At 62.5% G+C, this 16,088-nt stretch carries 9 protein-coding genes; 3 read left to right on the top strand and 6 right to left on the bottom strand.

What is annotated here, in order from left to right:
• Positions 1-37 precede the first annotated feature (37 nt).
• Both FN060_RS18000 and FN060_RS17995 read left to right on the top strand, forming a co-directional pair.
• Positions 38-1,228 (top strand): efflux RND transporter periplasmic adaptor subunit, encoded by a 1,191-nt coding sequence (locus tag FN060_RS18000; RefSeq protein ID WP_077545959.1) that lies wholly within the window; start codon positions 38-40, stop codon positions 1,226-1,228.
• 129 nt (positions 1,229-1,357) lie between these two features.
• Positions 1,358-4,540 carry an efflux RND transporter permease subunit gene (locus FN060_RS17995; protein WP_142589292.1) on the top strand — a complete coding sequence of 1,061 codons (3,183 nt, stop codon included), beginning with the start codon at positions 1,358-1,360 and terminating at the stop codon, positions 4,538-4,540.
• Between the two features lie 85 nt (positions 4,541-4,625).
• On the opposite strand, the gene FN060_RS17990 is transcribed toward FN060_RS17995, so the two are convergent.
• From FN060_RS17990 to FN060_RS17965, 6 genes are all read right to left on the bottom strand, one after another.
• Positions 4,626-5,747 carry an ABC transporter permease gene (locus FN060_RS17990; RefSeq protein ID WP_142589290.1) on the bottom strand — a complete coding sequence of 374 codons (1,122 nt, stop codon included), beginning with the start codon at positions 5,745-5,747 and terminating at the stop codon, positions 4,626-4,628.
• 1 nt (position 5,748) lies between these two features.
• Entirely contained in the window at positions 5,749-8,493 is a 2,745-nt protein-coding gene (gene rbbA, locus FN060_RS17985) for a ribosome-associated ATPase/putative transporter RbbA (protein WP_142589288.1), read from the bottom strand.
• Positions 8,494-8,496: 3 nt separating this feature from the next.
• Positions 8,497-9,528, bottom strand: a complete 1,032-nt coding sequence (locus FN060_RS17980) for an HlyD family secretion protein (protein WP_142589287.1) — start codon at positions 9,526-9,528, stop codon at positions 8,497-8,499.
• Between the two features lie 90 nt (positions 9,529-9,618).
• Positions 9,619-10,542 carry a response regulator transcription factor gene (locus tag FN060_RS17975; protein WP_142589284.1) on the bottom strand — a complete coding sequence of 308 codons (924 nt, stop codon included), beginning with the start codon at positions 10,540-10,542 and terminating at the stop codon, positions 9,619-9,621.
• The gene (locus FN060_RS17970; protein ID WP_142589282.1) at positions 10,535-13,915 is read right to left on the bottom strand and encodes a hybrid sensor histidine kinase/response regulator; all 3,381 of its coding nucleotides are present in this window, start codon (positions 13,913-13,915) and stop codon (positions 10,535-10,537) included. Before FN060_RS17970 ends, FN060_RS17975 begins: the two co-directional genes overlap by 8 nt.
• Before the next feature lie 89 nt (positions 13,916-14,004).
• On the bottom strand, positions 14,005-14,442 hold the full coding sequence (locus FN060_RS17965; RefSeq protein WP_142589280.1) for a DUF488 domain-containing protein: 438 nt from the start codon (positions 14,440-14,442) through the stop codon (positions 14,005-14,007).
• 203 nt (positions 14,443-14,645) lie between these two features.
• Between FN060_RS17965 and urtA the strand changes: the two genes are divergently transcribed.
• On the top strand, positions 14,646-15,935 hold the full coding sequence (gene urtA, locus FN060_RS17960) for an urea ABC transporter substrate-binding protein (protein WP_142589278.1): 1,290 nt from the start codon (positions 14,646-14,648) through the stop codon (positions 15,933-15,935).
• Positions 15,936-16,088 lie beyond the last annotated feature (153 nt).

The following is a 16,088-nucleotide window of genomic DNA, read 5'->3' as shown; positions in this document are numbered from 1 at the left end:
GGTGGCGGCCCGCCTCAGGGGCCGCAAGGAGATTGATATGACGAAGAAGCTAAGCTGGGCCCTCGCGGGCGCCGGAGCGATACTGGCCGTCTCGTTGTCAGGAGCTGCGGTCCATTTCGACTTTGACGGTTTCGATTTTGCGCGTGATGCCGAGGCGACCCAGGCGGAGGCTGCACCTGCGCCTGCTATTCCCGTGACGGTGACGGCCGTGGAGCCGCGCAGCATCACCACCTGGCAGGAATTTTCCGGCCGGCTCGAAGCTGTGGACCGCGTCCAGCTGCGGCCACGGGTGGCAGGAACCATTCAAGCGGTTCATTTTCGGGAGGGTGGGTTGGTCTCCGTCGGGGATCGGCTGATCACCATCGATCCGGCTCCTTATGCCGCGGCTGTGGCGCAGGCGGAAGGGCAGGTTGCCTCCGCGAAGGCCCGTCTTGACCTGGCAGCTACGGAACTGCGGCGGGGCAAGACCCTGCTGGAGAAGAAAACGATCTCGCAGAGTGAACTCGCCCAACGGCAAGGTGCCGAGCGGGAAGCCGCGGCGAGCCTGCGTTCGGCGGAAGCGGCTCTCGAACTCGCACAGATCAACCTCGGGTATACGGAGATCAAGGCGCCAATTTCGGGTCGCGTCGGCAGGCTAGAGATAACCGAAGGCAACCTCGTCGGTGCCGGAGATGCTGCCCAGGTTCTGACGACGCTCGTCTCCGTCGATCCGATCTATGCAAGTTTCGACGCCGGCGAGGATATCGTTGCCCGGATCCTGGCCGAATTGCCGTCGCAAGGCGGCGTTCGTGCGCTCGAACAGGTCCCGGTGGAGATCCAGACGCTTGGCGGCGAGGAAGCAGTCCGCGGCAGGCTGCAGCTGATCGACAACGAGGTGAGCGCCACGAGCGGCACGATCCGCCTGCGGGCGATCTTCGACAATCCGGACGGCCGGTTGATACCGGGCCAGTTCGTGCGGGTCCGACTGGGCGAGCCGAAGGAGAAGGAGCACCTGCTCGTCAGCGAGACGGCGGTAGGGTCTGACCAGGACAAGAAGTTCGTCTTCGTCGTGGATCAGGCTAATACGGTCGCCTATCGCCAGATCAAGCTCGGTGCTGCAGTCGAGGGCGAGCGGATCGTGGAAAGCGGTTTGCAGCCGGGCGACCGCGTGGTCGTCAATGGCCTGCAGCGCATTCGTCCGGGCGCGGTCGTCGAACCGCAGACTGCAGCGGAAGTCGCCAAAAAATAAAGCCGGCGAGAAATAAAGCCGGCGACCGCCGCGCTCTGAACCTGAAACGCACCTGATGCTCGCGACACTTCCTGTCGCGGGCACGGCTTTCCCATGCCTTGTTATCAGCCCTGGAGAGAGGGTACCGACATGAATATTTCCAGATTTTTTGTGGATCGCCCGGTCTTCGCGGCGGTCCTGTCAATCCTGATCGTGGTGGCGGGTCTGATCGGCCTGCGCGCCCTGCCGATTTCGGAATACCCGGAGGTCGTGCCGCCATCCATCGTCGTGCGGGCCACTTATCCCGGCGCCAACCCTACGGTCATTGCCGAGACGGTTGCGACACCCCTCGAAGAGCAGATCAACGGCGTCGAAGACATGCTCTACATGTCCAGCCAGGCGACGTCGGATGGTGTCCTTACCGTGACCGTGACCTTCAAGCTCGGCACGGATCCCGACAAGGCGCAGCAGCTTGTCCAGAACCGGGTGGCGCAGGCCGAACCGCGTCTGCCGGCCGAGGTACGGGCACTGGGCCTCACCACGGTGAAGAGTTCGCCGGACTTCATCATGGTCGTCAACCTGGTCTCGGAGGATGACGGCTACGACATCACCTATCTGCGCAACTATGCGACCCTCAACATCAAGGATCGCCTTGCCCGTATCGAGGGCGTCGGCCAGGTCCAGGTTTTCGGGGCTGGCGACTATTCGATGCGCGTCTGGATCGACCCGCAGAAGGCGGCGGAGCATGGGCTAGCCGCCAGCGATATCAGCAATGCCATCCGGGCGCAGAACGTCCAGGCGGCGGCAGGCATCATCGGCGCGTCGCCTAGCGTTCCCGAAACCGGCCTCCAACTGAACGTCAATGCGCAGGGACGTCTCGAAACGCCGGAGGAGTTCGGCGCCGTCATCGTCAAGAGCGGCGAGAATGGCGAGATCACCCGCCTGCGCGACGTCGCGCGCATCGAGTTGGGAGCTGCCGATTACACGCTGCGCTCGCTGCTGGACGGCCAGCCCGCGGTCGCCGTCGCCGTCCTGCAGGCACCGGGTTCGAACGCCATCGAGATCGCCGACAACGTCACGGCGACAATGGACCAGTTGCAGCTCGCAATGCCTGAAGGCGTGAAATACGAGATCGTCTATGACACCACCAAGTTCGTGCGCGCGTCGATCGAAAAGGTGGTGGAGACGCTTCTCGAGGCGGTGGCGCTGGTTGTCCTGGTGGTCATCCTCTTCTTGCAGACCTGGCGCGCCTCGATCATCCCGCTGATCGCTGTCCCGGTCTCCATCATCGGCACCTTCGCCGTTATGTATGCCTTCGGCTTCTCCATCAACGCGCTGACACTCTTCGGCCTTGTGCTCGCGATCGGTATCGTTGTGGATGATGCGATTGTGGTGGTCGAGAATGTCGAGCGAAACATCGAGAACGGCCTCTCGCCCCGCGATGCCACCTATCGGGCGATGCGGGAAGTGTCAGGACCGATCATCGCGATTGCCCTGGTGCTCGTCGCGGTTTTCGTTCCGCTCGCCTTCATCACCGGCCTGTCAGGCCAGTTCTACCGGCAGTTCGCGCTGACGATCGCGATCTCGACCGTGATCTCGGCTATCAACTCGCTGACGCTATCGCCGGCGCTGGCAGCCCTGCTTCTGAAGGGCCATCATGCGCCGAAGGACTGGCTGACGCGGTTGATGGACCGGCTGTTCGGGTGGTTCTTCCGCGGCTTCAACCGCGTCTTCGGCGCTGCGTCCAGCGGCTATGGGCGAACCGTGGGCGGACTGCTGTCCCACAAGAGCCTGGTCATGATCGTCTACCTGGCGCTGGTCGGAGCCACTTACAGCGTGTTCACGACCGTCCCCGGCGGTTTCGTGCCGGCACAGGACAAGCAGTACCTCATCGGCTTCGCCCAGCTCCCGGATGGCGCCACGCTCGACCGGACGGAAGAGGTCATTCGCAAGATGAGCGACATCGCGCTGGAGCAGCCGGGCGTGACGCATGCCATCGCCTTCCCCGGATTGTCCATCAACGGTTTCACCATCGGTTCGAATGCGGGCATCGTCTTCGCGGCGCTCGATGATTTCGAAAACCGCAAGACACCCGAGCTTTCGGGCGGCGCCATCGCCATGGCGCTGAACCAGAAATATGCCGGAATTCAGGAAGCCTTCATCGCCATGTTCCCGCCGCCGCCGGTCAACGGGCTTGGCCAGACGGGCGGCTTCAAGTTGCAGATCGAAGACCGCGCCGGCTATGGCAATCAGGTCCTGGACGAAGCCACCAAGGCCGTGCTTGCCAAGGCCTATCAGACACCGGAACTGGCCGGCATATTCTCAAGCTTCCAGATCAACGTGCCGCAACTCTTCGCGGACGTGGACCGGGCCAAGGCCGAACAGCTGGGTGTAGCGGTGACAGATGTCTTCGAAACGCTGCAGATCTACCTCGGCTCCCTCTATGTCAACGACTTCAACGCCTTCGGCCGTACCTACAGCGTACGCGTCCAGGCGGACGCGAAGTTCCGCGCGGAGGCGGAAGACATAGGCGAACTGAAGGTGCGCTCGCGCTCGGGAGAGATGATTCCGCTTTCGGCGCTCCTGAAGGTGGAGGAGACGACAGGTCCGGAGCGGACGACCCGCTACAACGGCTTCCTATCGGCGGACATCAACGGCGGCCCGGCGCCGGGCTACTCCTCGGGGCAGGCGCAGGCAGCGATCGAGAAGATCGTCCGGGAGACGGTGCCGCAAGGGATCGACTTCGAATGGACCGATCTCACCTATCAGGAAATCCTTGCCGGCAATTCCTCGATCGTCGTCTTCCCGCTGGCGCTTCTCCTCGTCTACCTCGTGCTCGCGGCGCAGTACGAGAGCCTGACGCTGCCGCTGTCGATCATCATGATCGTGCCCATGGGCGTCCTGGCGGCACTGACAGGCGTGTGGCTAACAGGCGGCGACAACAACATCTTCACCCAGATCGGTCTGGTGGTGCTGGTGGGATTGTCGGCGAAGAACGCGATCCTGATCGTGGAGTTCGCCCGCGAACTGGAGCTTGAAGGACGCACCCCGTTCGATGCTGCAGTCGAAGCAAGCCGCCTGCGCCTGCGTCCGATCCTGATGACGTCGATGGCCTTCATCATGGGGGTCGTGCCACTCGTGATCTCCACCGGAGCAGGAGCGGAAATGCGCTCGGCAATGGGCGTGGCGGTCTTCTCCGGCATGATCGGCGTGACCTTCTTCGGCATCTTCATGACGCCGGTCTTCTACCTGCTGGTGCGCATCCTAACGGGCCGCCGTCCCCTGCGGCGGTCCGGTATGCAGGAGGTCCCCGCTCTCTCTCCAGCGGAGTAGCGCCTCCTGTGCCGCGCGGGCCCGACCATCGGGCCTGCGCGGCTTCCGATCAGACGACGTCACGGATGCGTCGACAATCGATGGGTCATGCTCCCGCCGCGGCACGGCGAAAGAACAGCAGGCTTCCGACGAGATAGAGGGATCCGAAGACGAAAACGGCGAGTAGCTTCGGCCAAACGATGGAGAGGTCGGCGCCGCGGAAGGCAATTGCGGTCGCCATCTCCATGTAGTGTCGCGACGGCAGCATGTAGGTGATCGGCTGCAGCCAGATCGGTTGGCTTTCAATGGGACTCATGCCACCGGACAGGATCATCATCGGCATGATCACGAGCATGATCAGCAGCGCGAACTGTGCCATGGTGCGGGCAATCACACCGAGCAGGATGCCGATTGCGGCCGCTGCGAAGAGATAGATCAGCGTTCCGAACAAGAGCAGTCCGTCTGAGCCGGCGAAGGGGACGTCGAGCGCTGCCTTCACGACGACGTAGAGCCCGAAGACAAAGGCCAAGAAGACGACGGCGCTGTTCGCAAGCACTTTGGCTATTGCGATCTCGAAGGCGTTAAGGGGAAGAACCATGAGGTGCTCGAGCGTGCCGTGCTCGCGTTCGCGTATCAGGGCGGCGCCGGTCAGGACGATCGTCAGCATGGTCAGGTGGTCGAGCAGTCCGGAAATTGCGGAAAGCCAGACGTTGTCGCCGGTCGGATTGAACGCGCGGCGCAGCACCAGATCGATGCTCATGAGCCTCGCAGCGTCAGATCTGGCCAGGAAGCGGGTCACCTCGTCCGAGATGATCCTGGTCAGGTAGCCGGTACCCACCGTCGCCTGCATCGTCTTCGTTGCATCGATCAGGATCTGCACCTCGGTATGGCGTCCTGCCCTTAGATCAGCCTCGAAACCTGCCGGTATGGTGACGACGAAGGTGGTCTCGCCCCAGTCCAGCATGCGCTCCGCCGTATCCGGATCCGCCACGTCCGGCTCCAGGAAGTAGGGCGGGAAAAGCGCGGTCCTCAGTCCGCGGCTCAGCGCGCTTCCGTCGTCATCGACGAATGTGACATGGGCATTGCTGAGAAAGTCGCCACCGCCGGAGCTCTCGATGTAAAGCCCCGGGCCGAACGAATAGAGGACAAGCAGGAGCAGCAGAAGCTCGCGCCATAGAGAGATCAGTTCCTTCCAGCTCAGATAGAGGATATTGCCGATATGCCGCATGTCAGGCCTCCTGTTTGCGCAACAACAGTGTGGCAAAGATCAGAAAGGCCGGAGCAAAGGCCAGCAGTATCACGATATTCGGTGCAAGCTGGACGAAATCCATCGATTTGTTGAATGCGCCGAGGCTCATCTGCATGAAGTAGTTAGTTGGCCAAAGCTGGCCGATCATGCGCGCCGGACCCTCAAGCGTCGAAACCGGTTGCGTCAAGCCGGAGAACATGACCGTCGGCATCATCGCCAGGATCGTGGTGGCGAAGACCGCGGCCACCTGGGTCCTGGCGAAGCTTGCGACCACCAGTCCGAACCCGGTCGAGGCAAAGACGTAAGTCACGGCGCCGAGGGCGAGTGCGCCCTGGCTGCCCTTGAGGGGTACGTCGAACAGGAACACGGCCATCGCTGTCAGGATCAACCAGTTGGCAAAGCCGATGATCACATAGGCAAGCTGCTTTCCGAGGAGATATTCGACCCGTGTCGTGGGCGTGACATAGAAATTGGTGATGGTGCCGAGCTCCCGTTCGCGGGCAAGACTCACCGCCATCAGGATCGCGGGAAACAGCATGAGGAGGATGGCCGGCACGGCCGGAGCCATCGATGTCAGGCTGCGAAGGCTGGGATTGTAGCGATATCGCGGCTCGATCGAGAGTTGCGACACCAGAAGGTCGGCCATTCCCTCACGGATCGCCCGGTCGCTCAGGAAGGCGGCGTGGGCCCCCTCGACATAACCCTCGACAATCGAGGCGGTGATGGTGTTGGCACCATCCATCCAAGCCCCGACTTCCGTCGGTTCGCCTGCCGTGCCCGCCCGGCCGAAGCCTCGAGGGATTTCGATGGCAAGCGCAATGTCGCCGCTGCGCATTCGGGCGTGTAAATCATCGGCGCTATGCACCTCGGGGCGCTCGATGAAGATGTTCGACCCTTCGAAGCTTGCGAGATAAGCCCGGCTTTCGGGTGTCCGATCCTGATCGAATGCGGCGAAGGTCAGTCCCTCGGTGTCGATAGAGATGCCATAGGCAAAGAGAAGCATCAGGATCATGCTGCCGCAGAAGGCGAAGGCGAGGCGCACGGGATCGCGGATGACCTCCTGCAGTTCACGCCGGTTGATGGCAAGCATCCGGTAAGGCAGCCACCGCGTCAGCCAATGGCCTCGCTTTCGCCCGACGGGGTCCAACGCTGTCTCGGGGGCGGGCGCAGGTGGTTCAGCAAGGCTGCGGTCCGCTTCCGATATGTAGCGGATGAACGTCTCCTCCAGAGAATCTGATGCCGCCTCGTGCGCAAGCGTTTCCGGCGTGTCGCAGACCAGGACCCGCCCCGCATGCATCAGCGAAATGCGGTCGCAGCGCATGGCCTCGTTCATGAAATGCGTGGAAATGAATATCGTCACGCCGTCGTTCTGGGCCAGGCGGGTGAGCAGCTTCCAGAACTCGTCTCGCGCGACCGGGTCCACGCCCGATGTCGGCTCGTCGAGGATCAGCATCGGCGGTTCGTGCAGCACCGCGCAGGCCAGCGACACACGCTGCTTCAGCCCGAGAGGCAGTTTGCCGGTCCGCTCGTCGGCGTGTTCCGACAGGCCGAAATCCAGCAGCAACTCCCGCATCCGAGCGCGCGCATAGTCGGGTTCCAGATGGTAGAGGCGGGCATGCAGGCGCAGGTTCTCAACCACCGTCAGTTCGCCGTAGAGGGTGAAGCTCTGCGACATGAAGCCAACATCCTCGCGGCCCACCGTCCCACCGTGGCGGATCGGCCGACCGAAGACCTCGGCATCGCCTTCGGTAGGCGGCAAAAGTCCCGTCAGCATCTTCATCGTGGTGGTCTTGCCGCAGCCATTGGAGCCCAGGAAGCCGAAGATCTCGCCGCGACGGATCTCGAAGCTGACGTCGCGGACCGCGGTGAAGTCGCCAAAGCGTTTCGTGAGACCCTGTGCGACGATGACCGGAGCGCCACCGTCGAGCTCCCGCTTGGGAGTTGGTCCACCGTTGGACGCTGCGCCGCGCTTTTCCGGCGGCAGGAAGGAGACGTAGGCGGCTTCAAGGTTATCGGTCCCGCTTCGTTCCAGCAGTTCAGAGGGGCTGCCGGTCGCAAGGATGCGGCCGTCATCCATTGCCGCGAGCCAGTCGAAGCGGGCGGCCTCTTCCATGTAGGCGGTCGACACCAGCACACTCATCTCGCCGCTTTCCCGGCGCAGCTCATCGATCAGGTCCCAGAACTGGCGGCGGGACAGGGGATCGACACCGGTCGTGGGCTCGTCGAGAATAAGAAATTCGGGTTCGTGGATCAGCGAGCAGCAGAGGCCCAGCTTCTGCTTCATGCCTCCCGAGAGCTTTCCTGCCGGGCGGTCCTGGAATGGGTCTAGACCCGTGGCACGAAGCAACCGGGCGATCCGCAGCGCCCCATGTCGGTTGTCGCGGCCATGCAGCCGGGCGAAGAAGTCGATATTCTCGCGGACGGAGAGTTCCTTGTAGAGCGCCTTGCCTAGGCCCTGCGGCATGTAGGCGATGCGGGGCTGAACCATCCGCCGGTTGGCCGGCTGTCTGAACTCCCTGCCCAGTACTTCGAGGTAGCCGGTTTGCTGTCGCCTTACCCCGGCGAGCAGTCCCAGGAGTGTCGACTTTCCTACCGCGTCAGGACCGATCACGCCGAGCATCTTCCCGCGTGGCAGGTCGAGAATTACGTCGTTAAGCGCGATGGTCCGGCCGTAGCGGTGGGTGAGCCCCTGGAGGCGGGCAAGCGGGGCGGGACTTCCCTGCATGGCCTACTCCGCCTTGGGCAAGGCATCTTCCGGGATTGGCTTGCCGACGAACTCGGCAGGCCAGGGCTCGGTGTCATTGCCGGAGAGACGAATGGTGGCGACACCGCGAAGGCCGGTGCGAACGTGGTCGACATAGGTGCGCACCAGTTCTTCCGGCACGCGGACGCGGATCCGGAACATGAGATCGGCCCGCTCCTCGTATGTCTCCACGGTCCGGGGCGTAAACTGTGCCTCGGGAGAGACAAAACTGACCCGGGCAGGGATGGCGTAGTCGATATTGTCCAGCCGGATGCGGGCCTCCGCGCCGATCGGCGTACGCATAGTGTCGGCGGCCGGAAGGAAGATTTCCATATAGACCTGGGTGAGGTTGATGATCGTCACGACGCGGCCGCCAGCCGCGATCACCTCGCCCGGCTGGGCCAAGCGATACAGGATCCGCCCAAACACCGGTGCGGTCAGCGTTGAATCGGCGATCTGCGTCTCATAACGAGTGGCGAGTGCCCGCGCGGCTTCGACTGCGCGTTCGGCCGTGGACAATTGCGCCTGCGCTGCCTCGACCGCTGCTTCTGCGACGGCCAGCGTCGCCTTGGCGCGGTCGGCAAGCGCCTGCGACTGAACTCCACGCTCGGCCAGTTGCCCGGTTCGCTGGAACTCGATGCGCGCCAGGGCCAGGTCCGCCTCTCTCTGCTGGATGAGCGCACGCACCTCGTTGATTTGACTTTCCGCCCGCGCAGCGTCGGCCCGAGCGCTGCTTAGCAGTGCCTGGAGTTCCGATGTATCCATGACTGCGACGACATCGCCGGCATGCACGAGATCCCCTTCTGATACGCGGATTTCGGCGACGCGACCACCAAGTCGGGTCGCGAGATCGATCTGGTCGGCCTCCAACCTGCCATTTCCGGCAGCAAATCCTTCAGGCAGGCCGCGGTTATTCTGCTCGTTCACATACCATGCCGCCGCGCCGAGAAACGCGACCACCAGAAGGCCAATGATCGTCCATCGGACAATACCCTTGTCTCGCCAGGTCGTATCCATGGTATCTCGTCCCTGATGTCTCTCGCCTCCATCTCTAAACGATATGATGCGATGCGATAAGAGGTTCAGCGTGTCGCAGCCCTGGACAGACTACATCGAGTAAAGAACCTGCGCGGCCTTTACGGCAGCCGACGCGCGGTTCTCGACGCCGAGCTTTACGTAGATCTGCTCTAGGTGCTTGTTCACCGTCCGCGCGGAAAGGCCAAGGATCTCCCCGATGTCACGGTTTGACTTGCCCTTGGCGATCCATTCCAGCACCTCCGACTCCCGTGTAGTCAGGCCGAAATGCTGGCGCAGCATGCTCGAACCTGAGCGGCCGCCGGAGCCGCTGAGGCGGAACAGGAATTCGTCGGCGCCGATCGATCCAAGAAAGGTGAAGTTCAGGCTGGTTTCGCTCTCAGGCGCCAACAAGAAGGAAGCGTCTCGCGAGCCACCTCCATCGGCTCGTTCGGAGAGCCAGCCAGCGAGGTGAACTGCCACGGCCTCCAGTCCGGTGTCGCTGCCCGTCGCGGCGTCGACCAGGCGCATGGCTTGTGGCGTCGACCAATGGATGCTGCCGTTGCGGTGGATCGCGAGCAGGTGGCGGCCGGCCGCGTCGAGTGCCACGCGCGCGCTCTGAGCCGAGCGGGCGTTTGCGAGATGGACACGTATGCGTGCCCGCAATTCATCGATGTCGATAGGCTTGCTCAGGTAGTCGACACCGCCGGAATCGAGCGCATGCACGATGTGCTCCGTCTCCGTCAGCCCGGTCATGAAGATCACCGGGACCTGCGAGACAGAGGGATTGGCCTTCAGCTTCCGGCAGGTGGCGAAGCCATCCATGGCCGGCATCACGGCGTCGAGCAGGATCAGGTCGGGCGTGATGCGATCGACGATGTTGAGCGCCCCCTGGCCGGACGTGGCGATCAGCACGGAAAAGCCAGACTGCTCCAGAGCATTAGTGAGAAAACCGAGGGCCTCGGGACTGTCGTCCACCAGGAGAACGATGTCGCGGGGATGGGCGGCGTCAGCCATCTGTCGTGGTCTCTCCGATGAAGCGGTTCAGGAAGGTCATGTAGCCGTCGAAGTCAAAGGCCTGGACATAGGTGCCCAGTTCGGCCGCGAATGGCCGGTACTCCTCCGTATGCGCCAGATCGGCAAGCTTTGTCTCGATCCCCCGCACGTAGCCGATCTCGCCGAGCCGCAACAGGTCATGGAGGTGATTTTCCCCAGGGCTCACCAGTTTCGCCGGCGAGGGTGTGGCGGTGGCGGCAGCTTGATCGCTTTCGTAGATCCAGGTCAAGCCAAGATGAACGGCCAGCCGGTCGCTCAACTGGCGCATGTCGACTGGCTTGCCGATAGCATCATTGTGGCCTTCGGCAGTGGCGACCGAGCCATCGCCGATATTTGCAGACAGCATGATGATCGGTGCCGTCTGTCCACTGACGCGCAGCTTCGTCACCAGATGCCAGCCACTCATGCCAGGCATTGAAATATCCACAAGGAAGAGGTCGGGTCGCACCCCCTCGATCAGCGTCAGGCAGTCTGGCCCGCTTGCCGCGGTGAGGACCACAAAGTCCATCGGCACCAGCAGTTCCCGCATCAGGTCACGATGATCCTCGTTGTCGTCGACCACGACGATTGTGCGTCGCGGACCGCTGTAGGAAACGATGCGGCGCTCCGGGGCGGGCGCGGTGCTGGGGCGGTCTACGGCCGCGAGCATCAGCCGCACCCTGAAGGTCGAGCCCTCGCCCTGTGTGCTCGTGACGGAAATGTCGCCGCCCAGGGTGTTTGTGAGAAGGCGCGTGATGGTCAGGCCGAGACCAAGTCCCGGCATCGGTTTCACCGTGTCGGCCTCACCGCGCTGAAAGGGCTCGTAGATGCGAGTCTGGTCCTTCTCGGGAATACCGCGTCCGGTATCGCTGACGGTGAAGTTCGCCACCTGGCTCCTGTAGGCGACGTCGAAGCGAACGGTCCCGGCATCCGTGAACTTGATCGCGTTGGAGAGCAGGTTGACGAGGATCTGGCGCAGCCGCTTCTCGTCGGTGCGTACGTAGAGCGGCAGGCTGCGGGCGCGCTCGTGCTCGAACTGCAGTCCCTTCGCCTGCGCCTGAAGAGAGAACATCTCCACGATCTGGTCGAGGAAGTCCTGGATGTTGATCTCGTTCGAATAAACCTGTAACCGGCCTGCCTCGATCTTGGAGATGTCGAGCAGACCATCAATGAGGCCGGACAGGTGGTCGGCGGAGCGCTTGATGACCTTGATCGCCGACTGCCGAGGCGCGGGGATGGTTTCGTCGCGCTCGAGGATCTGTGCATAGCCCAGGACGGCGTTGAGCGGCGTGCGCAATTCGTGGGAGAGGCCGACGACGTAGCGGCTCTTCGCCCTGTTGGCCGCCTCCGCCGTCTCCTTTGCCTGCTGCAGGGCGGCATCCGTTTTCTTGTGGGCGGCGATCTCGCGCAGGAGCAGGGTGTTCTGGCGAGAAGATTCCTCTTCGGCCACGACCCGGCTGTCATGGGCGAGCACGTAGAACCAGGAGACGACCCCGGCGATGATGGCGAAGACGAAGAAGACGATGATGATCGTGCTGTAGATGACCTCGGCATTGGCCGGTGCCGCGAGCCCCACCTGATATGCGATCATGGCGAGGATGGCGCCGATCATCGAGATGGAGAGTGCCGCGGCCACGGCGTAGCGGCCGAGACGCGTGGTTAGCTTCGCGACGACCGTCTGCGGCAGCACCGCTTTCGCCACCGCGCCCACCTGCGCATGGAGCCGCGCCTTCGGCTTGCACATGTCGTGGCAGCGGCTGTCGAGCGAGCAGCAGAGCGAGCAGATCGGCGCCGCATAGGCCGGGCACCAAGCCATGTCCTCGGGCTCGAAGGGGTGCTCGCAAATGGAGCACGTAATGGAGCCGAGGCGCTTCCAGCTGTGACGGGGCTTGCGGGCGAGGTAGAACTTGCCGTTGGTCGCATAGGCGATGGCCGGCGACAACAGGAAGGCGATGAGCGTCAGATAAGTAGAGAGCGATGCCATCACCGAGCCGAACAAGCCAAGATGCGCCGCAAGCGCGATGGCAGCGGACCCTCCCATGGCGCCAAGGCCGACGGGGTTGATGTCGTAGAGATGCGCGCGCTTGAATTCGATGCCGGGCGGGGAGAGGCCAAGCGGCTTGTTGATGAAGAGGTCGGCGGAGATAGTGCAGAGCCAGGACATGGCGATGATGGAGAAGATGCCAAGCGTTGCTTCGAGCAACCTGTAGATTCCGAGTTCCATCAGGAGCAGGGCGATCGCCACGTTGAAGATAAGCCAGACCACACGGCCGGGGTGACTGTGTGTCAGGCGCGAGAAGAAGTTCGACCAGGCAAGCGAACCCGCATAGGCGTTCATCACGTTGATCTTCAGCTGTGATACGACGACGAATGCCGCCATCAGCAGGAGCGCGGCGGTGTTGTTCGGGATCATGTAGCCGAAGGCTGCGAGATACATATGCGCTGGGTCCGCGGCTTCTCCCACCGGAACACCGGTTGAAAGGGTAAGAACCGCAAGGAAAGATCCGGCCAGAAGCTTCGGAACGCCAACCACCACCCAGCCGGGACCAGCCAGGAAGACTGCCAGCCGGTGCCGCCATTTCCGCTGGCCCTCGGCCGGCAGGAAGCGCAGGAAGTCCACCTGCTCGCCGATCTGCGGCATCAGTGCCAGGATAACGGCGGACGCGGCCCCGAATTCCAGGAGGTTGAACGGCGCTGCACCTGCGACCTCGCCGTTGGAGTGATCGATGCCGGCAAAGGACCGCCACAGCTCGAACTTCTCCCAGTCAAGGAAGGCGATGAAGACGAAAGGCAGGATGTTGAGCACGATCCAGAAGGGTTGGGTCACCAATTGAAATCGCGAGATCAGCCGCACGCCGTAGATGACCAGAGGGATCACCACCACGGCGCTGATGATGTAACCGATCCAGGGCGGGATGCCAAAGGCGAGTTCCAGTGCGCCGGTCATGATCGATGCTTCGATCGCGAACAGCATGAAGGTGAAGCTCGCATAGATGAGGGAGGTTACCGTCGAACCGATATATCCGAAGCTCGCGCCGCGGGTCAGCAGGTCGATGTCAACGCCGTGGCGGATCGCATACCGGCTGATCGGCAGCCCAACCACCAGCATGGCGGTGGCGGCGGCGATGATGGCGAAGAAGGCATTGGTGGTGCCGTAGGAAAGGGTAATCGTGCCGCCGATTGCCTCCAGCGCCAGAAACGAGATGGCGCCGATTGCGGTATGGGAGATACGGGTGGACGAGAAGCGGCGGGCGCTCTTCGCCGTAAAGCGGAGCGCGTAATCTTCGAGCGTCTGGTCCGCCACCCAGCGGTTGTACTCCCGGCGAACCGGAATGATGCGTTGGCGTGCGGCCATGCCTAATATCTAGCGCCTAAGCTAATGTGATTGCAGATTAGGCACTCTTATGCGCGGTGAAGGGTTTGGCAAGCCCTCGGGAAGCAGGATCACAAGTGTCTGACGGCGAGCCTGCCGCCCCATTTGCCGTTGAGGTAATCGACGACCAGGCTCCGGTGGCACTGGTGCGGCTTGTCCTCCGAGCAGAGCAGGCAGCTACCGTCGAAGGCTTCCGCCTTGAACTGGCTCTCGATCTTCCGATCCGCCATCAGCCCCAGGAAGCTTTCCCTGAAGACGTTCCAGTCGCCCTTCTGCTTCTTGAACGCGGTCATGATCTCCTCCGTCGGCGCCAGAAGCGGCTCATGTACATAATCCGCGCCGCGAAGTTCTCTCAGGAAGAACCGAAGGTCGTCGGCCTTGGCGAAGCCCGCCAGTTGTGAGGTGTTGTGCAGCCGAACGTCGATCACCCTCTTCACGCCAGCTGTTTTCAACCGTCCGAAGAAGTTCTTGGCGTGGGTCTTCGTGAAGCCTATCGTCGTGACATCCATGGTGGTCCCTCCTTACGCCGAAATATCGCGACGGCACTTCGATGCTGTCAACATTATCGGGTTGCCGACGTGCTTCCCACTTCTCCCCCGTCTGTACGTCATTCTACGTATACGGGTTTGCGGTGCAGCATCGGATAGTCCCTCCAGCAACGGCGAAAGCGTCCTGCTTCCGGTTGCGAACGAACAAGAAGAGGGGTTCGATCATGAAGATTTCCGCAAAGCTTGGCGGAGCGCTGCTAGCCGCTGCGCTCTCCACCACGGCATTCCATGGCGCGTTGGCGCAGGAAGATACGATCAAGATCGGCGTGCTGCACTCCCTTTCGGGCACGATGGCCATTTCCGAGACCACGCTCAAGGACGCCATGCTGATGCTCGTCGAAGAGCAGAACAAGAAGGGCGGCGTTCTCGGCAAGAAGCTCGAAGCCGTTGTCGTCGATCCGGCCTCCGACTGGCCGCTGTTTGCCGAGAAGGCTCGCCAACTGATCAGCCAGGACAAGGTGGCGGCTGTGTTCGGCTGCTGGACATCCTCGTCACGCAAGTCTGTGTTGCCGGTCTTCGAAGAGCTCAACTCGATCCTGTTCTATCCGGTCCAGTACGAAGGTGAGGAATCCTCGCGCAATATCTTCTACACGGGTGCTGCTCCAAACCAGCAGGCCATCCCCGCCGTCGATTACCTTGCCGAAACTGAAGGCGTCGAGCGCTGGGTGCTCGCCGGCACCGACTACGTCTATCCGCAGACGACCAACAAGATCCTCAAGGCCTACCTGATGTCGAAGGGCGTGGCCGAGGACGACATCATGATCAACTATACGCCATTCGGTCACTCCGACTGGCAGACGATCGTGACGGACATCAAGAACTTCGGATCTGCCGGGAAAAAAACCGCCGTGGTCTCGACCATCAACGGCGACGCCAACGTGCCCTTCTATAAGGAACTCGCCAACCAGGGCATCAAGGCGGAAGACATCCCGGTTGTCGCCTTCTCCGTCGGCGAGGAAGAGCTGGCGGGTCTCGACACGGGTCCGTTGGTCGGCCATCTGGCTGCGTGGAACTACTTCCAGTCCGTTGAGAGCGAGGCCAATGCCGAGTTCATCGAGACCTGGCATGCCTTCACCAAGAACGACAAACGCGTGACCAACGACCCGATGGAAGCCGCCTATATCGGCTTCAATGCCTGGGTGAAGGCCGTCGAAGCGGCCGGCACAACCGATACCGACGCTGTTCTCGACTCGATCATCGGCGTGGCGGTGCCGAACCTGTCGGGAGGTTATTCTACGGTCATGCCGAACCACCACATCACCAAGCCGGTTCTGATCGGCGAAATCCAGGCTGGCGGCCAGTTCGAGGTCGTCCAGGAAACACCGGCCGTCGTGGGCGATGAATGGTCGGACTACCTGCCGGACTCGAAGGACCTGATTGCAGATTGGCGCAAGCCGATGGAGTGCGGCAATTTCAACGTCGCCACCGGCAAGTGCGGCGGCAAGGGCAGCTGATCAGACCACCCTCCAGCCCCGGCCCTCTTCCCGCCCTGGGGAGAGGGTCAGCGCCTCAACCGCCTTCTCGCCCATGCGGGAATGGCGCAGATGCTTCTTCTCCCGAGTGAGGGGGAAGGCGCCGGCAGGCGGATGAAGGGCGGATCGCGCCCG

This window comes from Pseudorhizobium halotolerans, from assembly GCF_902153235.2.
In the GTDB taxonomy this organism is placed as follows: Bacteria; Pseudomonadota; Alphaproteobacteria; order Rhizobiales; family Rhizobiaceae; genus Neorhizobium; species Neorhizobium flavum.
The sequence above is the reverse complement of the archived record's forward strand: the minus strand, read 5'-3'. Positions and strand labels throughout refer to the sequence as shown.